The 20898-nt window shown below is 72.4% G+C and carries 20 protein-coding genes; 9 read left to right on the top strand and 11 right to left on the bottom strand.

Annotation, left to right across the window (positions count from 1 at the left end):
* Positions 1-63: 63 nt before the first annotated feature.
* Positions 64-822 (bottom strand): SDR family oxidoreductase, encoded by a 759-nt coding sequence (locus ACIRC0_RS14490; RefSeq protein ID WP_403615800.1) that lies wholly within the window; start codon positions 820-822, stop codon positions 64-66.
* Positions 823-922: 100 nt separating this feature from the next.
* Here ACIRC0_RS14490 and ACIRC0_RS14485 point away from each other — a divergent pair, with 100 nt between their 5' ends.
* Entirely contained in the window at positions 923-2290 is a 1368-nt protein-coding gene (locus ACIRC0_RS14485; protein ID WP_403616492.1) for a multidrug effflux MFS transporter, read from the top strand.
* Positions 2203-3417 (top strand): serine hydrolase domain-containing protein, encoded by a 1215-nt coding sequence (locus ACIRC0_RS14480; protein ID WP_403615797.1) that lies wholly within the window; start codon positions 2203-2205, stop codon positions 3415-3417. The genes ACIRC0_RS14485 and ACIRC0_RS14480 overlap by 88 nt, the downstream gene beginning before the upstream one ends.
* A gap of 85 nt (positions 3418-3502) precedes the next feature.
* Here ACIRC0_RS14480 and ACIRC0_RS14475 read toward each other — a convergent pair whose 3' ends face one another.
* Complete coding sequence (locus ACIRC0_RS14475) at positions 3503-4042, bottom strand: L,D-transpeptidase (protein WP_403615795.1); 540 nt, start codon at positions 4040-4042, stop codon at positions 3503-3505.
* A 177-nt stretch (positions 4043-4219) separates the two neighbouring features.
* Here ACIRC0_RS14475 and ACIRC0_RS14470 point away from each other — a divergent pair, with 177 nt between their 5' ends.
* Together ACIRC0_RS14470 and ACIRC0_RS14465 are read left to right on the top strand one after the other, a co-directional pair.
* Positions 4220-5230, top strand: coding sequence for a small ribosomal subunit Rsm22 family protein (locus ACIRC0_RS14470; RefSeq protein WP_403615792.1), 1011 nt, complete (start codon positions 4220-4222; stop codon positions 5228-5230).
* 153 nt (positions 5231-5383) lie between these two features.
* Complete coding sequence (locus ACIRC0_RS14465) at positions 5384-6115, top strand: bifunctional DNA primase/polymerase (protein ID WP_403615790.1); 732 nt, start codon at positions 5384-5386, stop codon at positions 6113-6115.
* 65 nt (positions 6116-6180) lie between these two features.
* Here ACIRC0_RS14465 and ACIRC0_RS14460 read toward each other — a convergent pair whose 3' ends face one another.
* The 4 genes from ACIRC0_RS14460 to efeO are packed head-to-tail and all read right to left on the bottom strand — an operon-like array spanning position 6181 to position 10427.
* Positions 6181-7092 carry a hypothetical protein gene (locus ACIRC0_RS14460; RefSeq protein ID WP_403615788.1) on the bottom strand — a complete coding sequence of 304 codons (912 nt, stop codon included), beginning with the start codon at positions 7090-7092 and terminating at the stop codon, positions 6181-6183.
* 46 nt (positions 7093-7138) lie between these two features.
* On the bottom strand, positions 7139-8014 hold the full coding sequence (gene efeU, locus ACIRC0_RS14455) for an iron uptake transporter permease EfeU (RefSeq protein WP_403615786.1): 876 nt from the start codon (positions 8012-8014) through the stop codon (positions 7139-7141).
* A 3-nt stretch (positions 8015-8017) separates the two neighbouring features.
* Positions 8018-9268: an iron uptake transporter deferrochelatase/peroxidase subunit gene (gene efeB / locus ACIRC0_RS14450; RefSeq protein ID WP_403615784.1), complete on the bottom strand. Its 1251-nt coding sequence runs from the start codon at positions 9266-9268 to the stop codon at positions 8018-8020.
* Between the two features lie 16 nt (positions 9269-9284).
* Entirely contained in the window at positions 9285-10427 is a 1143-nt protein-coding gene (efeO, locus tag ACIRC0_RS14445) for an iron uptake system protein EfeO (protein ID WP_403615781.1), read from the bottom strand.
* Between the two features lie 145 nt (positions 10428-10572).
* Between efeO and ACIRC0_RS14440 the strand changes: the two genes are divergently transcribed.
* Positions 10573-11262: a PhzF family phenazine biosynthesis protein gene (locus ACIRC0_RS14440; RefSeq protein WP_403615778.1), complete on the top strand. Its 690-nt coding sequence runs from the start codon at positions 10573-10575 to the stop codon at positions 11260-11262.
* A 7-nt stretch (positions 11263-11269) separates the two neighbouring features.
* On the opposite strand, the gene ACIRC0_RS14435 is transcribed toward ACIRC0_RS14440, so the two are convergent.
* On the bottom strand, positions 11270-11938 hold the full coding sequence (locus tag ACIRC0_RS14435) for a heme oxygenase (biliverdin-producing) (protein ID WP_403615776.1): 669 nt from the start codon (positions 11936-11938) through the stop codon (positions 11270-11272).
* A 116-nt stretch (positions 11939-12054) separates the two neighbouring features.
* Positions 12055-12912, bottom strand: a complete 858-nt coding sequence (gene map, locus ACIRC0_RS14430; RefSeq protein WP_403615773.1) for a type I methionyl aminopeptidase — start codon at positions 12910-12912, stop codon at positions 12055-12057.
* A 60-nt stretch (positions 12913-12972) separates the two neighbouring features.
* Between map and ACIRC0_RS14425 the strand changes: the two genes are divergently transcribed.
* Entirely contained in the window at positions 12973-13203 is a 231-nt protein-coding gene (locus tag ACIRC0_RS14425) for a hypothetical protein (protein WP_200417093.1), read from the top strand.
* Between the two features lie 240 nt (positions 13204-13443).
* Here the strand turns inward: ACIRC0_RS14425 and ACIRC0_RS14420 are convergent, their stop codons facing one another.
* Together ACIRC0_RS14420 and ACIRC0_RS14415 are read right to left on the bottom strand one after the other, a co-directional pair.
* Complete coding sequence (locus ACIRC0_RS14420) at positions 13444-14772, bottom strand: MFS transporter (protein ID WP_403615771.1); 1329 nt, start codon at positions 14770-14772, stop codon at positions 13444-13446.
* 99 nt (positions 14773-14871) lie between these two features.
* Entirely contained in the window at positions 14872-15474 is a 603-nt protein-coding gene (locus tag ACIRC0_RS14415) for a hypothetical protein (protein ID WP_403615768.1), read from the bottom strand.
* A gap of 202 nt (positions 15475-15676) precedes the next feature.
* On the opposite strand from ACIRC0_RS14415, the gene npdG reads away from it, so the two are divergent.
* Positions 15677-16381 (top strand): NADPH-dependent F420 reductase, encoded by a 705-nt coding sequence (gene npdG / locus ACIRC0_RS14410; protein WP_403615765.1) that lies wholly within the window; start codon positions 15677-15679, stop codon positions 16379-16381.
* 84 nt (positions 16382-16465) lie between these two features.
* Positions 16466-16660, top strand: a complete 195-nt coding sequence (locus ACIRC0_RS14405; protein WP_403615762.1) for a hypothetical protein — start codon at positions 16466-16468, stop codon at positions 16658-16660.
* Here ACIRC0_RS14405 and ACIRC0_RS14400 read toward each other — a convergent pair.
* Positions 16650-17450: a site-2 protease family protein gene (locus ACIRC0_RS14400; RefSeq protein ID WP_403615758.1), complete on the bottom strand. Its 801-nt coding sequence runs from the start codon at positions 17448-17450 to the stop codon at positions 16650-16652. The genes ACIRC0_RS14405 and ACIRC0_RS14400 overlap by 11 nt on opposite strands.
* A 145-nt stretch (positions 17451-17595) precedes the next feature.
* Here ACIRC0_RS14400 and ACIRC0_RS14395 point away from each other — a divergent pair, with 145 nt between their 5' ends.
* Positions 17596-20880 carry a BTAD domain-containing putative transcriptional regulator gene (locus tag ACIRC0_RS14395; protein ID WP_403615755.1) on the top strand — a complete coding sequence of 1095 codons (3285 nt, stop codon included), beginning with the start codon at positions 17596-17598 and terminating at the stop codon, positions 20878-20880.
* The last annotated feature ends 18 nt before the right edge of the window (positions 20881-20898 follow it).

Below are 20898 nucleotides of genomic sequence, written 5' to 3'. Positions count from 1 at the left end.
TCTTCAATTCCGTTTGTGGAAGTTGAGTTGTCGACAAAATGCCCTCTCCGGGCGCCGGACCCGTCAGCCGCGGCCCACGTACGGCATCGTCGTCGCCAGCACCGTCGCGAACTGCACGTTCGCCTCCAACGGCAGCTCCGCCATGTGCCGCACGGTGCGCGCCACATCCGCCACGTCCATCACGGGCTCGACGGCCACCTCCCCGTTCGCCTGGAGGACTCCGCGCCGCATCCCCGCGGTCATGTCGGTCGCAGCGTTGCCGATGTCGATCTGGCCCACCGCGATCCGGTACGGACGCCCGTCCAGGGACAGCGACTTGGTCAGTCCGGTCAGGGCGTGCTTGGTCGCCGTGTAGGCCACCGAGTGCGGGCGGGGCGTGTGTGCGGAGACGGAGCCGTTGTTGATGATCCGGCCGCCCTGCGGATCCTGCTCCTTCAGCTGCCGGTACGCCGCCTGCGCGCACAGGAACGCGCCGTTGAGATTGGTGTCCACCACATGCCGCCAGGCGTCGTACGACAGCTCCTCGACCGGGACGCCACCGGGGCCGAACGTGCCCGCGTTGTTGAACAGCAGGTCCAGCCGCCCGAACCGGTCACGCACGGCGGCGAACAGCGCCTCGACCTCCTCCGGCCGCGACACGTCGGTCCGTACGGCGAGCGTGTCGCCCCCGGGCACGAGCGCGGCCGTCTCCTCGAGCGTCTCCACCCGCCGCCCCGCGAGCGCCACCGACCAGCCCGCGCCCAGCAACTCCACGGCGACCGCGCGCCCGATCCCCGAACCGGCGCCGGTCACCACGGCGATCCTCGTCTCCCTGTTCGTCATGGGCCCGCAGCGTAGGGGTGTCCGCCCCTCGGTACACCATCCCGTCCGACCGGTGGGAGCTGAGAACATAAGGGGCGGACCGTACGACGAGGAGGAGCGCATGCTCGAGCGTGGCCGTACCACGCGCGACAGGAAGCAGCCGGAAATCCACATAACCGAGCCCGAGACAGCACCGTCCGGCGCCCCACCGCACACCCGGGGCGACGTCCAGCGCCGTACCGGTCTGCTGGTCACCTTTCTCCTCGGCGCCCTCACCGCCACGCCCCCGCTCGCCATGGACATGTACCTCCCGTCCCTGCCGGAGGTCACCAGGTCCCTGCACGCGCCCGCCGCGACCGTGCAGCTCACCCTCACCGGCTGCCTCGCCGGCATGGCGCTCGGTCAGCTGCTGGTCGGCCCGATGAGCGACAAGTGGGGGCGCCGCCGCCCACTGCTCACGGGCCTCGTCGTCTACGTCCTCGCCACCGCGCTGTGCGCCCTCGCCCCCTCGGTGGAGACCCTGGTCGCCTTCCGGCTGGTCCAGGGGCTCGCGGGCGCGGCCGGGATCGTGATCGCCCGGGCCGTCGTCCGCGACCTGTACGACGGCGTCGCCATGGCCCGGTTCTTCTCCACACTCATGCTGATCTCCGGGGTGGCTCCGATCGTCGCGCCGCTGATCGGCGGCCAGATCCTGCGCGTCACGGACTGGCGGGGCGTGTTCGTGGTCCTCACGCTCGTCGGGATCGCGCTCACCTCGCTCGTTTGGGTCCGGCTGCCCGAGACGCTGGGGTCGGCGGGACGGCGTGGCGGGGGAGTGGGCGCCGCCCTGCGCGCCATGCGGACCCTCCTCGCCGACCGCGTCTTCACCGGCTACACCATCGCGGGCGGTTTCGCCTTCGCGGCGCTGTTCGCGTACGTCTCCGCGTCCCCGTTCGTGATCCAGGAGATCTACGGCGCCTCCCCGCAGACCTTCAGCCTGCTGTTCGGCCTCAACTCGGTCGGCCTGGTCCTCGCCGGGCAGGTCAACGGCAAGATCCTGGTCGGCCGGGTCAGCCTCGACAAGGTCCTGGCGGTCGGCCTCACGGTCGTCACCCTCGCCGCGACCGCGCTGCTGCTGATGGCGACGGGCGCCCTCGGCGAGGTCGGCCTCGCACCGGTCGCCGCCGCCCTGTTCGTGCTGATGTCCGCGATGGGCATCACCCTGCCCAACACGCAGGCGCTCGCCCTGATGCGCACCCGCCACCACGCCGGTTCCGCGTCGGCGCTCCTCGGCACCACCTCGTTCCTCATCGGCGCGGTCGCCTCGCCGCTCGTCGGGGTCGCCGGCGAGGACACCGCCGTCCCGATGGCCGTCGTCCAACTGGCGGCCGCACTGGTGGCGGTCGCCTGCTTCGTGGCACTGTGCCGTCCCTGGACCGCACGCGCGGGCGCGGAGGCTGGGCCTATCCCCGGCTCGGGCGCAGCCGAGAGCTTGGGGGAGGAGAACTGAGCGCACCGAGACTGCGCGTCGACACCCCGGAGAAGGCGGGGCTCGACGCGGAGCAACTGCGTCTTCTCGTCCGCGAGGTCCACGCCGCCGTCGAGGGGGAGCGCCCCTGGGCGGCCGGTGCCGTGGTGGTCGCCGGGCGGGGACCGGTGATCGCCGTGGAGGAGGCGATGGGCTGGGCGGTCCGCTACGCCGCCTACGACGAGCAGGCCGACCGGGGTGTGGAGCTGCCGCCGCAGGAACGGGTGCCGATGACCGTGGACACGCCCTTCGACCTGGCCTCCCTGACCAAGCTGTTCACGGCGGTCGCCGCGGTGCAGCAGCTGGAGCGGGGCACGCTCGGCATCGACGCGCGCGTGGGGGCGTACCTGCCGGAGTTCCGGGCGGTGGAGCACGCGGGGATCACCGTACGGCAGCTGCTCACCCACACCTCCGGGCTGCGGCCCGAACTCCCGCTGTATGACTGCGCGTCACAGGAGGAGCGGCTCGCGCTGCTGCGGGCGGAGGCCCCGGTGGGCGAGCCCGGCACGTCGTACCTCTACTCGGACCTGAACCCGCTGCTTCTGCAGTACGTCCTGGAGCGCGTCACCGGCCGCAGCCTCGACGTGCTCTTCCGCGACGGGATCACCCGGCCGCTGGGGATGGCCGCGACGGGCTTCGGACCGTGCCCTCACGCGGCGGCGACGGAGGACCAGCGGCGGCCGTGGGCCAAGGCGGACCGGGGGATGGTGCGGGGCCGTGTCCACGACGAGAACGCGTGGGCGCTCGGCGGGGTGGCCGGGCACGCGGGCCTCTTCTCGACGGGGCGGGACCTGGCGGTCTTCTGCCGCACACTGCTGGCCGGCGGCTCGTACGGGACGGCGCGGATCCTGGGCCCCGACTTCGTCGAACTGATGCTGACCCCGCCGGGGCTGGGCTTCGCGGTGGACCAGCCGTGGTTCATGGGGGAGCTGGCGGGCCGGGGTGCGGCGGGCCACACCGGCTTCACGGGCACGTCACTGGTGCTGGACCCGGCGACGGACACCTTCCTGGTCCTGCTGGCGAACACCGTGCATCCGCGCCGCCGGGGGCCGGACAACGGGCCGCGGGCGCGGGCGGGGGATCGGCTGGCTCGGGCGATACGGGGGTGAGCGGCGCTCTCTGGAGAGAGGGCCGCTCACGTAGGTGAGTGCCGGCGTGGGCCGGCTCCGTCTCCTGCGGTAGCTCTGTGTCGATCTACGGGCCGCTCGGGCTGCCGGCGCGGCCGCCGGTGTTCTTGACCATCACCGTGTCGCCGATCCGGCTGAAATCGTAGAAGCGGTGGGCGTCCGCCGTGCTCAGGTGGATGCAGCCGTGGGAGATGTCGGTCCGGCCGATGGCATGGTTCCAGGGGGCGGCATGGATGAATACACCGCCGCTGGTCAGGCGCACCGCCCAGTGGACTGTGAGGGCGTAGTAGTTGGGATTGCGCGGATCACACGTGATCTTCGCGCTGCACGAGGTCATCTTGATGACCGCATCCTTGCCCAGCACGTGGAAGGTTCCGGACGGCGTGCGGAAGCCGGGCTTTCCGAAGCCTACGGTGAAGGTCATCACCGTCCGGCCGTGATCCGTGACGGTCATCCGATGGGTCGCCGCGTCGAGCGTCGAAACGTGGTCCGCGGAGGCCCGGGCGGGACCTGCGCCCAGCGACAGGACGGTCGCCAGAACACCGGCCAGGGCCAGCCGGGCGGCGTCACGCAGGCGTGAGCTGGGGACTTTGCGTTGGCGGGCCATTTCTGATCACCATCGCTCTCCTGTACAAGCCGGCATGTTCTGACCTGTTCTTCCCGGCAAGCCGGTTTTGCCTCATTTTCGCCCACACCGGCCGGTGAGTTCGCGTCGTCCGAGCCGCTACGTCGTCAGGATCGCCGCTCTCCGAAGTGAGCACCGCTCACCGCCTAGAATCGGCACGTGAACGCCCCCGACTCCCCGGCCGACGCCCTCCGTGCCGCCCTCGCCCGGCTGCTCGACGGGCTTCCGTCCCGGCAGGCCGCGCAGGCCGTGGACCGGCTGATCGCGAACTACCGGGGGCGGACCCCGACCGACGCGCCCGTGCTGCGGGACCGCTCCGACGTCGTCGCCTACGCCGCCTACCGCATGCCCGCGACCTTCGAGGCGGTGTCCGCGGCGCTCGGCGCCTTCGCGGACGCCGCCCCCGGCTGGGTGCCCGCGAGCCACGTGGACGTCGGCGGCGGGACCGGCGCCGCGACCTGGGCCGTGAGTGCCACCTGGGGCGGGGAGCGGCCGGTCACCGTGCTCGACTGGGCCGAGCCCGCGCTGGCGCTCGGCCGGGAGATCGCCGCCGCCCATCCCGCGCTCAAGGCCGCCGAGTGGCGCCGCTCTCGTATCGGATCGGCGCTCAGCATAGAGAGCACTGATCTCGTCACGGTCTCGTACGTCCTCGGCGAGCTGACCGAAGCCGACCGCGCCGCCGTCGTCGACGCCGCGGCCACCGCCGCCCAGGCCGTCGTGATCGTCGAACCCGGCACCCCCGGCGGCTACGCCCGAGTGATCGAGGCGCGCGACCGCCTGATCCGCGCCGGCTTCCACGTCGCCGCCCCCTGCCCGCACAGCGCCGCCTGCCCCATCGCCCCCGGCGAGGACTGGTGCCACTTCTCGGCCCGGGTCAGCCGTTCCTCACTGCACCGCCAGGTCAAGGGCGGCTCGCTGGCGTACGAGGACGAGAAGTTCAGCTATGTCGCCGCGGCCCGTTTCCCGGTGCGCCCCGCCGCCTCCCGAGTGGTCCGGCGTCCCCAGATCCGCAAGGGCCAGGTGCTCCTCGACCTGTGCGGCCCGGACGAGTCCCTGCACCGCGACACGGTCACCAAGCGCCACGGGCCGCTCTACAGGGCCGCCCGCGACGCGGATTGGGGCGACGCCTGGCCCGCTTCCCACGACGATGCGCACGGACAGACCGGATGAAATGCCGCGATGTCCCCTGATCGCGCACCGCAGTTGGCATCGCCCTGCCCATCGCCCCGCCCGTCCCGGTAGGCAACTGGCGGTCACCCGGCGCGCGGGATGGTGGGACCATAGGGCATGCTGTCAAGACACAGCAGCGAGGCGAGGGGATAGATGAGCGCAGACTTCGGCCGCCGCACGAGCGTGCAGGGCAGGATCTCCCAGTGGCTGCGCGGACGACGTCCCGCCCGTCTCAAGGAGGACGCCGGCGACGGCGGCCGTGAGGCGATGCTGCTGGCTGCCGCCGCCGCGGGGCTGCCGCTCGCGCCCGCCGCCCACCCCGCCGGCTACCGCTGTTCCTGTGACCGCGTCGGCTGTCCCACGCCCGCCCGGCACCCGGTCTCCTTCGCCTGGCAGACGCAGTCCACCACGGACCGCGGGCAGATCGAGCGATGGGCCCGGCACCAGCCGCAGGCCAACTTCATCACCGCCACCGGGATGGTGCACGACGTGCTCGACGTCCCGCGCGAGGCGGGCGAGGAGGCCCTGGGCCGACTGCTCGCCTCCGGTGTCGAGGTGGGTCCGGTCGCCGCGACCGGGGACGGCCGCATGCTGTTCTTCACGCTGACCCGCGGCACGCCCGAGGACGAGGACGAGTGGTGGCCGTGCGAACTGGACTGCCACCCCGAGACGATGGACGAGCACCCGGGACTGCGGTGGCACTGCCGGGGGTCGTATGTGCTGGTGCCTCCGGCGCAGTTGCCGGGGGAGCTGACCGTGGAGTGGGTGCGGGGGCCCGAGCACGCGCTGCCTGATCCGCTGAGCCTGCTCGAGGTGCTCACCGACGCGTGCGCGCGGTACGCGGGCGAGGAGAGCGAGTTGGCGGGCTGGCCGCACCGGGGCTGAGCCCCGGCGGCGACCCCGTCGCCGCGTCACTCCCCTTGCTCGTCCGCGGCTTACTCCCCCTCCGCTTACTCCCCCTCGGCCCCCGTGAGCCCCTCCACCCGGCTCACGAACTTCACCGGGCCCTTCCTCGGGTCCAGCACCGCCTGGTTCGACACGTACTCCAGGGTCAGGGACTGCTTGACCTCCCCGGTCAGCAGCGCCTTGATGTTCGGGTCGGTGATGTTGATGTTCACGCCCTGCGCGGCCGTCTGCCTCTCGTAGTGGTGTGTGGCGAAGAACACCAGCGCCCCGCCGTCCGCGGTGCGCAGCCCCACCGGGGCGTAGTCGCCGTTCGTCAGCGACTCGTCGATGTGCTGCCGGGCCAGCCCGGGCTTGCTCGCGTTCTCCAGCCGGGTGGCCCGCCACTGCGAGGTGTGCGGGCCGGGCGCGAACAGGTCCCCGCCGCTTCGCAGATAGGTCGCGTACGCGGTGCTGAGCTTGCGGGGCTGGACGGCGAGCGCCGGGTCGTCCGCGGTGACGGGTTCGGCCCAGCCGTCCTTGTCCGTCTTGAACGCCGGTACGTCGCCGGGCGCGAGGATCGTCAGATACGACACCGCCCACACCTTGCTCGCGTCGGAGCGGGTGAAGACGAGCAGCCAATGGGCGTCCGCGCTGCCCTTGTTGGCGCGGGTGTCGGCGACGAACCAGCGCGGCCAGCCGGCCTTCTTCGGGATCGTGAACTTGGCGCCGGTCAGCTTCAGCGGCACATGGCCGCTGTTGCCGCCCGGGCTGATCTTGTGGCCGGCCTCCAGTTTGCCGCCGTCGATGGCGCCGAGCGCACCGGTGACCCGACTGGCGTCCAGAGACCGGTCGTACGCCTTGTCCGCCTTGTTGTAGGCGGTGAGGAAGTCCTTCAGCGCGCGGGCCGCCTCGGCGCGTGTCGCCGTCGGTACGACCTCCCGCTCGCCGTGCACCACGACGCAGCCGCTGGCCGTCACGGACAGAACCGTCACCGCCGCCGTTGCCAGGGCGAACCGGCCTGGACTACGCAGCGTTCGAGGGCTGCGATCCCCGCGCTCCCTGCTCATCAGTGACCTTCACCTTCCCCTTTCCGGAGGCGAACCCTACCGGGGACAGGAAAAGCGCGAGCGTCGGGATCAAGTACAGCAGCCACACCGTGACCTGAAGAACCGTCGGATCGGGCTGGAAGTTGAACACGCCCTTCAGCAGCGTGCCGTACCAGCTGTCCGGCGGAACGGTGTCGCTGATGTCGAAGGCGAGGCTCGTCAGGCCCGGGATCCAGCCGGCCTCCTGCAGGTCGTGGAAGCCGTAGGCGAGCACGCCCGCGGCGACGACGACCAGCATGCCGCCGGTCCAGGTGAAGAACTTCGCCAGGTTGATCTTCAGAGCGCCGCGGTAGAACAGCCAGCCCAGGAAGACGGCCGTCGCGAGGCCCAGGGCGACGCCGAGGAGCGGGCGCGGGGTGCCGTCGCTCGCCGCGTGCACCGACGCCCACACGAACAGGGCGGTCTCCAGCCCCTCGCGGCCCACCGCGAGGAACGCGGTGGCGACCAGCGCGCCCGTGCCCATCGCCAGTGCCGCGTCCAGCTTGCCGTGCAGTTCGGACCTCAGATGCCGGGCGGTGCGCCGCATCCAGAAGACCATCCACGTCACCAGGCCCACGGCGAGGATCGACAGGGAGCCGCCGAGTGCCTCCTGCGCCTGGAACGTCAGCTCCTGGGAGCCGAACTCGAGGACGCAGCCGAAGCCGAGCGCGATGGCGACCGCGATGCCGATGCCGGTCCAGATCGGCCTCAGGGCGTCACGGCGGCCGGTCTTGACCAGGTAGGCGATCAGGATGCAGACGACGAGGCTGGCCTCCAGCCCCTCGCGCAGGCCGATCAGATAGTTGGAGAACACGGGCTACGCCTCCTCGGACAGCAGTGTGCGGCCCCACCAGTCGCCGGAGTCCCGGACGCCGGGCGGGATGGCGAAGACGGCCGAACCCACGTGCTGGATGTACTCGTTGAGCGCGTCCTGCGCCGCCAGCCTGCGCTGGAGCGGTATGAACCCCTTGCGCACGTCGCGCTGGTAGGCCAGGAAGAACAGGCCCGCGTCCAGGCGGCCGAGGCCGTCGGTGCCGTCGGTGAAGGAGTAACCCCGGCGCAGGATGGTGATGCCGTCGTTGGAGTCGGGGTGGGCGAGCCGCACGTGCGCGTCCGGCTTCATCGCCTTCAGGAACGGCTCGTCGTGTTCCTTCGCCTTGCCGACCGGGGCGCCCTCGCGCTTGTCCCGGCCGAAGACGTCCTCCTGCTCCTGCAGCGAGGTCCGGTCCCAGGTCTCGACGTTCATGCGGATCCGCCGGGCGACCAGGTAGGAGCCGCCGGTCATCCACGCCGGCCCGTCCCCGTCGCCGACCCACACGAACTTCTTCAGCCGGTCCTCTTCCGTCCCGGCGATGTTGCGGGTGCCGTCCTTGAACCCGAAGAGGTTGCGCGGGGTCTGCGCGTCGGGGGTCGTCGAGGAGGTCTTGCCGAAGCCGAGCTGGGACCAGCGGATGGCGACCTTGCCGAAGCCGATGCGGGCCAGGTTGCGGATCGCGTGCACGGCGACCTGCGGGTCGTCCGCGCAGGCCTGGATGCACAGATCGCCGCCCGTGCGGGACCGGTCCAGGTTGTCGCCGGGGAACTTCGGCAGGTCGACCAGCGCCTCGGGCCGCTTGTCCCGCAGCCCGAACTTGTCGAAGAGCGACGGCCCGAAGCCGATCGTCAGGGTCAGCCGCGAGGGCTTGAGACCCAGCGCCTCCCCGGTGTCGTCCGGCGGCGCCTCGGCGAGCCCGCCGTACGCGCCCTCACCGATGGCCTGCCCGGCCGTCATCCGCCGGGCCGCGGCCGTCCAGTCCTTGAGCATCTGCACGAACTCGGCGCGGTCGTCGGTCTTCACGTCGAACGCGGCGAAGTGCAGCCGGTCCTGCACGGGCGTGGCGACGCCCGCCTGGTGGGCGCCGTGGAACTCCACCGCGCCACCGGCCTCCGCCGCGGCCGGATCCACGTCGTTGCCCGCGCCCGCCGCCGTCACCGCGCCACCGGCCACGGCGGCACCGAGCGCGAGCCCGGCGCCTGTCCAGCCGATCAGCGCCCGGCGCGACGGACTGCTCCCCTGGATGTCGGTCATCGCCTTACCCCCTTACTTACTTCACGACCGCGGCGGCGAGCTTGGAGAGCGGCTCGGCGAGGGCGTTCACCGCGTCCGAGAGCTCCTTCTGCTGGTCCTCCGTGACCTTGTCGTAGGAGACGAACTCGTACGAGGCCTTGTCCGAGCGGTACTTGTCCAGCAGGGCGTTCAGCGCGATGAACTGCTTCTCCAGCTCCTTGGTCAGGGACGGGTCGTTCTTCGACGCGACCGGCTTCAGCAGCTCGTACGCCTTCTGCGCGCCCTCCACGTTGGCCTTGAAGTCGACCAGGTCGGTGTGGGAGTAGCGCTCCTCCTCACCGGTGACCTTGCCGGTGGCGACCTCGTCGAGGAGTTCCTTGGCGCCGTTGGCCATGGAGGTCGGGGTGATCTCGGCCTTGCCGACGCGCTCCTGCCAGTCCTTCAGGTCGGTCACCAGCTGGTCGGCGAGGGCCTTCGCCTCGGCGTCGATCTTCTTGTCCTGCCAGAGGGCCTTCTCCAGGCGGTGCCAGCCGGTCCACTTCTGGCCGCCCTCCAGGCCGTCCTCGCGGACGTCGACCTTCGGGTCGATGTCACCGAAGGACTCGGCGACCGGCTCGGTGCGCTCCCAGCCGAGGCGGGAGACCGCGTACGCCTTCTTCGCCGCCTCGAGGTCTCCGGCCTTGACGGCGTCGGTGAACACCTTGACCTTGGGCAGCGTCTCGTCGGCCTGCTCTTGCGCGTACGAGCGGTAGGCGGCCACGGCCTGGTCCAGGCGCGGGTCGCGCTTGGCGGCGCCGCCGCTGCCGGTGGCCGTGACGTTCTGGCGTATGCCCTTGCCCTTCATGCCGGGCTTGCAGGCGATCTGGTAGTCGCCGGCCTTCATCTCGGCGGTGACCGTCTGCTTGGTGCCGGGGCCGATGTTCTCGCGCTCGGCGACGATCCGGTCGTCCGGGAAGAGCAGGTAGACCTCGGTCACCTTGGAGCCCTTGTTCTCGACCGCCACCTCGACGTGCCCGGCCGGGAACTCCTTCTTGGACACCTCGCACTTCGAGTCGGTGGCGGTCACCCGGATCGCGCGGTCGGATCCCTCAGCGGTGCTCTTCTCCGTGCATCCGGTGAGAGCGGTCAGAGCCGCCGCGGTGGCGGCGGCGGTGACGACGGAGAGTCGAACGGCTCGCATGCAGGCTCCAGAGAGGACGGTTCGGTGAGGCTTGCCTAATTTAACTGAGCATTACCTGCCCCATACCCACCCGGACCGTGATTCAGGTCTCACTGGGGTCTTCGGGGCTCCGCCCCTCGTGCCCGGGTGATGTTTGAATGCGCCGGTGACTGACTACGACGTGCTGCGCGTCTTCTGCGGGCCGAGCGGCGGCTACGGCAACGAACTCGGCGTCGTCCGGGACGGTTCGCTGATGCCCGGGCGGGACGAGCGGCAGGCGTTCGCCGCCAAACTCGGCTTCAGCGAGACCGTGTTCGTCGACGACCCCGAGCGCGGGATCATCGACATCTACACGCCCACGCTGCGGCTGCCGTTCGCCGGGCACCCCTGCGTGGGCACGGCCTGGCTGCTCGATCTGCCGGAACTCGTCACTCCGGCCGGTGTGGTGGGGGCGCGGCAGGACGGCGAGTTCAGCTGGATCGAGGCCCGCCCGGAGTGGGCGCCGCCGCGCACGCTGCGGCAGTACGCGACGGCCGCCGAGGTGGACGGCCTGCCCGTCCCGCCGTCGGGGGAGTGGATCTACGCCTGGGCGTGGGAGGACGAGTCGGCGGGCCGGATCCGCGCCCGGGCCTTCCCCGGCCGAATCGATGAGTGCGGCGTCAGCCGCTCCGGTGGAGCCGGTGCTTGCACCGGGGGGATCGAGGAGGACGAGGCCACGGGCGCGGCGGCGCTCCTGCTCACGGCCCGACTCGGCCGCGCGCTCAACATCCGCCAGGGAGCGGGCTCACAGATCCTCACGGCGCCGCAGCCGGAGGGGTGGGTGGAGGTCGGGGGCAGGGTGTTTCTGGAACGCTGACCCAGCGCTAGGCGCTCAGTGGGAACTCCTCGCCCAGAGCCCGGAAGACCGCCGTGTTGAGGGTGTACGCCCGCCGGCACTCGGCGACGACCCGCAGCTTCTCCAGGTCGTCGACCCGGATGCCGTCCAGGAGTGTCCGGTACGTCCTCTTGAACGCCGCCGGGTTGGGGATCCCGTCGAACACATAGAACCGGACCCCGTCGCCCTTCCGGGTGAAGCCCCATGTCCTCTCCGCCATGTCGCGGATGATCTGGCCGCCGGCGAGGTCGCCCATGTAGCGGGTGTAGTGATGGGCGACGTATCCGCCGGGCCACTGCTCGGCGCACTCCCGCACCCGCTTCGCGTACGTCCGCGTCGCGGGCAGCGCCGTCAGGTGCGCCCGCCACTCGGGTCCGCGCAGATGCGCCAGGTCCCGCTCCAGCGCGGTCAGCCGGAACAGCTCCGGCCGCACGAACGGCCCGGCCACCGGGTCGCCCGCCAGCCGGGCGGCGGCGGACTCCAGGGCCTCGTACACGAACCACAGCTGCTCCGTGTACCGCGTGTACGCGTCCACGCCGAGCCTGCCGCCGAGCAGGCCCGTGATGAACCCGGAGGTGTTCGCCTCCCGGTGCTCGTCCTGTGACGCGACGCGGATGAGCGCCGAGAAGGCCGTGCCGGCCGTCTCCGGGGTGTTCATGGGGCCTCCGCCGTTTGCCGACATCCTGTCGGCAAAATCCTACCCGCGTTCCGCTCCCGGCCCACGCGAAAGAGCCCGCTCTGTGGACAGAACGGGCTCCAGGGGGTGCGGCGTGGCTACGGCAGCGTGAGGATCTCCGCGCCGGTCTCCGTGACGACCAGCGTGTGCTCGAACTGCGCGGTCCGCTTGCGGTCCTTCGTGACGACCGTCCACCCGTCGTCCCACATGTCGTACTCGTGCGTGCCGAGGGTGAGCATGGGCTCGATGGTGAAGGTCATGCCGGGCTGCATCACCGTGGTCGCGTGCGGGCTGTCGTAGTGCGGGATGATCAGCCCGGAGTGGAACGACGAGTTGATCCCGTGACCGGTGAAGTCCCGCACGACCCCGTACCCGAAACGCTTCGCGTACGACTCGATGACGCGGCCGATGACATTGATCTGGCGGCCGGGCCTGACGGCCTTGACGGCACGGTCGAGGGACTCGCGGGTGCGCTCCACGAGCAGCCGGGACTCCTCGTCGACGTCGCCGACCAGGTAGGTGGCGTTGGTGTCGCCGTGGACGCCGCCGATGTACGCCGTCACGTCGAGGTTGATGATGTCGCCGTCGCGCAGGACCGTGGAGTCCGGGATGCCGTGGCAGATGACCTCGTTGATCGAGGTGCACAACGACTTGGGGAACCCGCGGTAGCCCAGGGTGGAGGGGTAGGCGCCGTGGTCGCACATGTACTCGTGCGCGACGCGGTCCAGCTCGTCCGTGGTGACGCCCGGGGCGACGATCTTCGCCGCCTCGGCCATCGCCCGCGCCGCGATCCGCCCGGCGACGCGCATCGCCTCGACGGTCTCGGGGGTCTGCACCTCCGGCCCGGTGTACGGGGTCGGCGCCGGTTTGCCGACGTATTCGGGGCGGCGGATGTTTCCGGGCACGGAACGGGTGGGAGACAGCTCTCCTGGTACGAGCAGCGACTGGCCAGACATGCCAGCGAGTCTATCCAGCGGCCGTGCGGGACCATGGCCGTGGTGAAAGGAGCTCCTGCGATGGCGCTGTTCAGGAAGCGTACGGTCGGCAAGCCGGGCGAGTGGTACTACTGCCTGGTGCACCAGAAGGTCGAGGAGGGTCCGGATTGCCCGGCGAAGGACCGTTTCGGCCCGTACGCGTCCCGCCAGGAGGCGGAACACGCGATGGAGACGGCACGGGAGCGGAACGTCGAGTGGGAGACGGACCCGCGCTGGCACGACGCGCCTCCGGCGGAACGGGAGGGGGACTGAGCGGGGGAGGGCTCGCGGAGCGGCAGGGGGACTGAGCCGGGGCTCGCGGAGTGGCAGGGGGACTGAGCCGGGGCTCGCGCGGAGCGGCAGGGGGACTGAGCCGGGGCTCGCGCGGAGCGAGTGGAGGACTGAGCCGGGCTCACGCACCGCCTTCGCCGCTGGGCGGCGAAGATTCCCCACCCATCCACCCGCCCGTTCGGGCGGGTGGATGGGTGGCCATCGCGGGGGCAACCCTGCTGCTCACGTCCCCGCACCCTGCCTCTGTGCCCTCAGCCGGACCGCGTGCTCGTTCGTCCGCGCGTCGTAGCGCATCAAGGCCGGCAGGCACAGTGCCAACAGCCCCACCGCCCCCATGCAGAGCAGTCCCCCCGACCACACCGATGTCCGCACGCTCGTCCAAGCCGCCATGCCGCCCGAACGGACCTGCCCCAGCTGCGGCCCCATCGAGTACGACAGCAGTTCGATCCCGGCCAGTCGGCCCCGCAGCTCGTCCGGGATGGTCTGGTTCCACACCGCCGCGCGGAAGATCCCGCTCACCATGTCGAAGCAGCCGCCCAGCGTCAGGCACAGCAGCACCAGCCAGAGGTTCCGCGCGACTCCCGCAGCCGCGATCGCCAGGCCCCACCCGGCCGCCGCGAGGACGACCATCAGCCCGTGCCGGTGGATCCGCGACGTCCAGCCGCTGGTCAGCGACACGATCAGCGATCCCGCCGGAACCGTCGCGTACATCAGCCCCAGCGACCACTCGGCGTGCATGTCTTCCGCGAGGAACGGCAGCAGCGCCAGCGGCATCGCGAAGAACATCGCGGCGAGGTCGACCACGTACGTTCCCAGCAGCTCCTTGCGGCTCCACGCGTACCGTGCGCCCGCGACGATCGACCTCAGCGACGGCTTCACCGCCTCGTGGGAGGCGGGCGACGCGGCCAGCGCCAGGCACAGCACCACCGACACCACGAACGTCACCAGATCCGCGCCGTACGCCGCGCCGAGCCCCGCGTAGGCGACGACCACGCCCGCCAGCGCGGGACCTGCGACGCCGCCGACCGTCCAGCGCAGCGAGTTCAGCGAGGCGGCCGCCGGGAGGTGCTCATGCGCCACGATGCGCGGCAGGAGGGAGTCGAGGGCGGGGCGCTGGAGCGAGGTGAGGGCGGAGGACAGGGCCGCCACCAGGTACAGGGGCCAGACCGCGGGCTGGGGCAGCAGCGCGTTCAGCAGCAGGAAGGCGGACAGCAGTCCCTGGCCGGCCTCAGTGGAGAGGATCAGCTTCCGCTTGTCGTACGCGTCGGCGAGCGCCCCTCCGTACAGCCCGAACACGATCAGCGGTACGAGCTCCACCACACCGATCGCGCCCACGGCCGCCGCCGAGCCGGTGAGCTCCTTCAGCTGGACCGGCAGCGCGACGAAGCTGAGGAAGGTGCCGAAGTTGCTGATCAGCCCTGCCAGCCACAGCCGTCGGAAGTCCGCCGACGCCCGCCAGGGTGCCAGGTCGGGCAGCAGCGCGCGTAACCGGGAGGCGGGTTCGGCGTCGGCGGGCAGGGCCCGAGCGGAAACGGAGGCGTCGTCGGTCACGACGGGCCATGCTCGACCGGCAGCGTGCCCCGGGCAACTGGTTTTCCCGGCGGCTGCCACCGCGCCGTTTCGGCGGCTGCCACCGCGCCGTTTCGGCGGCTACCACCGTGCCGGCGGCGGCTCCGTCAGCTGGTCCGCCAGCCGGGACAGACGGTCCCGGAAGCGGCGGCGGCCCCGGGGAGCCGGCAGCCGGTTCTCCCCGGCCGCCGCGCTCACCAGGTGCTGCACCGTGTCCAGGTCCAGATCCGTCTCCTCGGGGACCGTCAGCGACTCGTGTGCCAGAGCCGTCAGGTCCCGGTCCCCGGCGTCCAGCGCCAGCACCGTCGCCCCGGCCCGCCGCGCGTCGTGGACCCGCTCCAGCAGTCCCGCCCCCGGCGCGGCGGGCGACACCACCAGCAGGGTCTCCCCGCGCCGCGCCGCCGACAGCCGTCCCAGCCCCACCGCCAGGTGCGCCGGATCCGAAGCCCGCGCCGCGTGCCGCACCAGCGTCGGGGACAGCTCCGGCGTCCCGGACCAGGCCGCCTCGTCGACCAGGTGCGCCGCCAGGTGCCACGGCTCGTACTCCTGGGTGCCGACGAGCAGCAGCCCGCCCCCGTGCGACACCACGGACCCGCGCAGCGTCCCCGCGAACCGCCGGGTGGCGACCGGCCACTCGGTCCCGGCGAGCACTTCCCGCAGCAAGGCGACCCGTACGGCGTCCATACCCAGGCATCCTGCCGCAAAGGGCCCCTGGGGAGCGGGAGTTCCCCCAGAATTCCCCCGACCCGGGGACGGATCGGGACCACCGGCCACAGAAGCACCACCGCCCACCGCCACCGGCCCTCCGCAGGGCGCCTTCCACCGGATCCCGGGACGGCCCTCACCTGAGCGGCGCGGCCGGCCGGGGCGCACGTAGAGTCGGCCCATGACCTCTTCCGACAGTGCACCCAAGGCCCCCGCCAAGGACCCCTGGGACCTCCCCGACGTCTCCGGCTACGTCGTCGGCGTGCTCGGCGGTACCGGGCCGCAGGGCAAGGGACTCGCCTACCGGCTCGCCCGGGCCGGCCAGAAGGTGATCATCGGCTCCCGTGCCGCGGAGCGCGCGCAGAACGCCGCCCAGGAGATCGGCCACGGCATCGAGGGAGCCGACAACGCCGAGACCGCGCGGCGCAGCGACATCGTGATCGTCGCCGTGCCGTGGGAGGGGCACGGCCCGCTGCTTCAGTCGCTGCGCGAGGAGCTCGCCGGCAAGCTCGTCGTCGACTGCGTCAACCCGCTCGGCTTCGACAAGAAGGGCGCCTACGCGCTGAAGCCGGAGGAGGGCAGCGCCGCCGAGCAGGCCGCCGCCCTGCTGCCCGAGTCGCGGGTCACCGCCGCCTTCCACCACCTGTCCGCCGTCCTCCTGGAGGACCCCGAGGTCGAGCAGATCGACACGGACGTCATGGTCCTCGGCGAGGAGCGGGCCGACGTGGAGATCGTGCAGGCGCTGGCCGGACGCATCCCCGGCATGCGCGGCATCTTCGCGGGTCGGCTGCGAGGCGCCCACCAGGTGGAGGCGCTGGTGGCGAACCTGATCTCCGTCAACCGGCGGTACAAGGCACACGCCGGTCTGCGGGTCACGGACGTATGACCCGATGGGGGACACTGGTCGGCGAAGCAGTTCCGAGCATTGCGAGCATTCCGAGCAGTGTCCCCCGACAGGAGAGCCGAACCCATGCCCCGCCTCGCCCTCTACGCCCTCGCCGTCTGCGTCCTCTCCGTGGCCGCGGCCGTCGTCTCCTTCGTCCAGGGCAGTTGGCTCGGCATCGTGTGGATCCTGCTCGCGGGAGTGTCGTCCAACATGACCTGGTACTACTTCAAGCGCGGCCGCGCGGTCCGGTCGGACGGGACCAAGTCCGTCACGGGCTGACCGAGCAGAACTCGTTGGTGCCCTGCCAGAAGCGGTACAGCTCCTGACCGCAGTACCGGTCGAAGTCGCCGATGCCCAGGCCGTTCAGGATGGTGTCGATCACGTCGAAGAACGCGCTGTTGACCGACGGCACCCACAGCAGCGCGAACACGAACAGCAGGCCGAACGGCGCGAACGGCTCCACCTGGCGCCGGACGCTGTACGGCAGCCAGGGCTCGATCACGCCGTAGCCGTCCAGGCCGGGCACCGGCAGGAAGTTCAGGATCGCGGCCGTCACCTGCAGCAGCGCGAGGAAGGCGAGGGCGAACCGGAAGTCGCGGGGCACCCCGTCCAGCGCGTGCAGCCAGAACGGGGCCGTGCACACCGCCGCGAACACCACGTTCGTCAGCGGGCCCGCCGCCGAGATCAGGCTGTGCCGCCAGCGGCCCCGGATACGGCCCCGCTCGATGAACACCGCGCCGCCCGGCAGACCGATCCCGCCCATGATCACGAAGACCACCGGCAGCACGATGCTCAGCAGGGCGTGCGTGTACTTCAGCGGGTTCAGCGTGAGGTAGCCCTTCGCGCCGACCGAGATGTCGCCGCTGTGCAGGGCGGTGCGGGCGTGCGCGTACTCGTGCAGGCACAGGGAGACCACCCAGGCGGCCGTCACGAACAGGAACACGGCGACGCCGGGCTGCTCGGCGAACCCGCTCCAGGTGGCCCAGCCGGTGACCGCCGTCACGGCCAGAATCCCGACGAACACGGGACTGATCCTGCGGTCACTGCGCCGGGCGGCGGCGGTGGTCATGGGTCTCCCTGAACTCGTACACATACGGCGACGGCCCGACCGTACCGGGCGCAGCGGGAAAACGTCTCGCCGCAGGGGCCGAGTTCCGGTGCCGGCGCCGCGCCACGCGGAAACCCCGTGACCCCCGGTGACGGTGGCGGAGAGAATGAACCCCGTGCGCTATCGCCTTCTCGGTACCACCCAGGCACTCCGCCCCGACGGCACGCCCCTGCCCCTCGGCGGGGCGCGGCTGCGTGCCCTGCTGACCGTGCTCGCGCTGCGGGCAGGCCGGGCCGTGCCGGCCGCCCTGCTCGTCGACGAGGTGTGGGGCGGCGACCCGCCCGCCGACGCCCCCGGCGCCCTGCAGGCGCTGGTCGGGCGGCTGCGCCGGGCGCTCGGTGCGGACGCCGTGGAGTCCGTGGACGGCGGCTACCGGCTGGCCGCCGCGCCGGACGACGTCGACCTGCACCGGTTCGAGCGGCTCGCCGGGGAGGGCCTGCGCGCGCTGGCCGACGGCGACCCCGCGAAGGCGGCGGTCGTGCTGGACGACGCCCTCGCCCTGTGGCGCGGCCCCGCCCTCGCCGACATGCCCGACCGCACCGCCGAGGCCGCCCGCTGGGAGACCCGCCGCCTCGACGCGCGCCGCGCCCGCCTCACCGCCGGGCTCGCCCTCGGCCACGGCGAGCAGCACCTGCCCGAGCTGACCGCCCTGTGCGACCTCCACCCCCTGGACGAGCCCCTGCAGGCGCTGCGCCTGCGCGCCCTGCGCGACGCGGGCCGCCCGGCTCAGGCCCTGGCCGCCTACGAGGACGTACGGCAACTGCTCGCGGACCGGCTGGGCTCCGACCCGGGACCGGAACTGCGCGCGCTCCACGAGGAGTTGCTGCGTGCCCCCGGCACCGAGCCCACCACGGTCCCGTCGCACGCGGACACCCGCGCCGCACCCCCACCTCCCGGCAACCTCCGCGCCCGGCTCACCTCCTTCGTCGGGCGCGACGCCGACATCGACGCCCTTCGCGGTGATCTCGCCCACGCCCGGCTCGTCACCCTGCTCGGGCCCGGTGGCGCCGGAAAGACGCGGCTGTCCCAGGAGGCCGCCGAGACGGTGGCGCACGAACTGCGGGACGGCGTGTGGCTGGCCGAACTCGCGCCCGTCGACGACCCCGAGGCCGTGCCCGAGGCCGTGCTCACCGCCGTCGGCGCGCGCGAGACCGTGCTGCGCGGCGCCGGTGCCGAGGAGATGCGTGCCGTCGCCGACCGGCACGACGACCCCCTCGTCCGGCTTGCCGAGCACTGCGCCCGGCGCCGCATGCTGCTCATCCTCGACAACTGCGAGCACGTCGTCGACGCCGCCGCCCACCTCGTCGCGCACCTGCTCGAACGCTGCCCCGGCCTGACGGTCCTCGCCACCAGCCGGGAACCTCTCGGCGTCCCCGGAGAGGTGCTGCGCCCCGTCGAGCCGCTGCCGCAGCCGTACGCGCTGGAACTGCTCGCCGACCGCGGCGCCGCCGCCCGGCCCGGCTTCCGCGTCGAGGACGACCCCGAGGCCGCCGCAGAGATCTGCCGCCGCCTCGACGGGCTGCCCCTCGCCATCGAACTGGCGGCCGCCCGCCTCCGCATGCTCACCCCGCGCCAGATCGCCGACCGGCTCGACGACCGCTTCCGGCTGCTGACCTCCGGCAGCCGCACCGTGCTACCCCGCCAGCAGACGCTGCGGGCCGTCGTCGACTGGTCCTGGGACCTCCTCGAGGAGGACGAACGCGCGGTGCTGCGCCGGCTGTCCGTCTTCTCCGGCGGCTGCGACCTGACCGCCGCGGAGGCCGTGTGCGGGCCCGCCGCCCTGGAGGCACTCGGCTCGCTCGTCGACAAGTCCCTCGTCGTGGCCGCCCCGTCGGGCGACGGCGCGATGCGCTACCGGCTTCTCGAGACGGTCGCCGAGTACGCAGCGGAACGGCTCGAGGAGTCCGGCGAACGCCCCGGCACCGAGCGCGCCCACCTCACGTACTACCGCGAACTGGCCCGCACCACCGACCCGTTGCTGCGCTCCTCGCGGCAACCTGCGGCGGTCGCGCGGCTCCAGCTGGAGTACGAGAACCTGCGCACCGCCCTGCGCCGCGCCGTCGCCGCCCGCGACGAGCAGGAGGCGCTGTGCCTGCTGCTCTCGTTGTGCTGGTACTGGCAGATGCGGGACCTGCGCACCGAGGCCCGCACCTGGTCGACCGCCGTCATGGCGCTCGGCCCCGACCCGTTCACCTCGCCCGCGCGTCCGGTGCCCGACCTGCTCGACAGGCCCATCGACAGCCCACCGCCGATGCGCCCCGAAGTCCTCGACGAGGCCCGCCGCGACGCGCATCTCGTCCACCTCGCCTGCATGGACATGGACATCCAGGCGTGGGAGACACCCGAGGCCAAGGCGAAGCTGCGCGTCATCAGCGAGACCTACCGCCCCGGGCAGCCGCAGACCTGCCGGGTGCCCGGTTTCCTGTGGTTCTTCGCCATCCTGCTCACCGCCGACATGGACCGCGTCCGCGTGGTCATGGACGAGGCCGTGCGCACCTGCCGCGCCCTCGGCCACCCCTGGGAGCTGGCCCAGACCCTGCAGGTGCGCGCCAACCTCCTCTCCAACCGCCCCGACTGGACGGGCGACGCGACCCAGGACGCGGACGAGGCGCTGGAGATCTTCGTCCGCCTCGGCGACGCCTGGGGCGCGGCCGAGGCCCTGTCCGCCCGTGGCGAGGCCAACGAACGCCGCGGTGACTACCTGCTCGCCGCAGCCGACTACGAGGCCGCGCGGCGTTACGCAGAACAGCTCGGCGCCCGCTCCCAGATGGCCGTGCTCGGCGCCCGCCTCGGCAGCGTGCTGCTGGACGCGGGGGACGCCGAGCGGGGTGAACGGCTGCTGCGCGAGGTGCTCGAGGACCGCCGGGGCGTGGTGCACGACGCGCTGCCGGCCGCGCGGCTGTTCCTGGCGATATGGCTCGGCCGTACCGACCGCGTGGCCGAGGCGCGCGAGCAACTGCGGGCGGTGCGGGAGGAGTTCCAGGCCATCACCTTTCCGGTCTTCGAGGGGCTGGTGATCGGCATCGACGCCTGGCTGGACACGGTCGAGGAGCGGTACGAGGAGGCGCTCGTCAAGGTGCGCACGGGGCTCGCGCGGGCCGGGGACCGGATGAGCCGGATGATCGCGCCGCACATGGCCTCCGTGCATCTGGTGACCGCGGCGATCGCGCTCGCCGGCGTGGACGGCGGGCGTCGCGCCGGGGACGCGGCCCGGTGCGTGGCCGCCGCCGACGGGCTGCTGCCGCCCGGCCACGTCCAGGCACCCGCCGAGCTCGAGGCACGGGCCAGGGCGGAGGCGGCCGCCCGGGCCGCGCTGGGCGACCCGGCCTACGAGGCCGCGTACGCGGAGGGCGCCGGCCTCACCCTGGAGGAGGCCGCCGCCCTCGTATGACGCGGACCGGCTGTGCTC

The sequence above is a fragment of the Streptomyces sp. NPDC093984 genome, assembly GCF_044764595.1.
Classification (GTDB): Bacteria; Actinomycetota; Actinomycetes; order Streptomycetales; family Streptomycetaceae; genus Streptomyces; species Streptomyces cynarae.
Note: the sequence above shows the minus strand (reverse complement) of the source record. Positions and strands in the feature narration are given on the sequence as shown.

Bases quoted from the DNA above. Each gene is read 5' to 3' on its own strand.
- map (WP_403615773.1), bottom strand. From the start codon at position 12,912: ATGTCTGGCCAGTCGCTGCTCGTACCAGGAGAGCTGTCTCCCACCCGT.
- efeO (WP_403615781.1), bottom strand. From the start codon at position 10,427: ATGCGAGCCGTTCGACTCTCCGTCGTCACCGCCGCCGCCACCGCGGCG.
- ACIRC0_RS14415 (WP_403615768.1), bottom strand. From the start codon at position 15,474: ATGGACGCCGTACGGGTCGCCTTGCTGCGGGAAGTGCTCGCCGGGACC.
- ACIRC0_RS14395 (WP_403615755.1), top strand. From the start codon at position 17,596: ATGAACCCCGTGCGCTATCGCCTTCTCGGTACCACCCAGGCACTCCGC.
- ACIRC0_RS14485 (WP_403616492.1), top strand. From the start codon at position 923: ATGCTCGAGCGTGGCCGTACCACGCGCGACAGGAAGCAGCCGGAAATC.
- ACIRC0_RS14465 (WP_403615790.1), top strand. From the start codon at position 5,384: ATGAGCGCAGACTTCGGCCGCCGCACGAGCGTGCAGGGCAGGATCTCC.
- ACIRC0_RS14475 (WP_403615795.1), bottom strand. From the start codon at position 4,042: ATGGCCCGCCAACGCAAAGTCCCCAGCTCACGCCTGCGTGACGCCGCC.
- ACIRC0_RS14435 (WP_403615776.1), bottom strand. From the start codon at position 11,938: ATGAACACCCCGGAGACGGCCGGCACGGCCTTCTCGGCGCTCATCCGC.
- ACIRC0_RS14425 (WP_200417093.1), top strand. From the start codon at position 12,973: ATGGCGCTGTTCAGGAAGCGTACGGTCGGCAAGCCGGGCGAGTGGTAC.
- ACIRC0_RS14490 (WP_403615800.1), bottom strand. From the start codon at position 822: ATGACGAACAGGGAGACGAGGATCGCCGTGGTGACCGGCGCCGGTTCG.
- efeB (WP_403615784.1), bottom strand. From the start codon at position 9,268: ATGACCGACATCCAGGGGAGCAGTCCGTCGCGCCGGGCGCTGATCGGC.
- npdG (WP_403615765.1), top strand. From the start codon at position 15,677: ATGACCTCTTCCGACAGTGCACCCAAGGCCCCCGCCAAGGACCCCTGG.
- ACIRC0_RS14405 (WP_403615762.1), top strand. From the start codon at position 16,466: ATGCCCCGCCTCGCCCTCTACGCCCTCGCCGTCTGCGTCCTCTCCGTG.
- ACIRC0_RS14400 (WP_403615758.1), bottom strand. From the start codon at position 17,450: ATGACCACCGCCGCCGCCCGGCGCAGTGACCGCAGGATCAGTCCCGTG.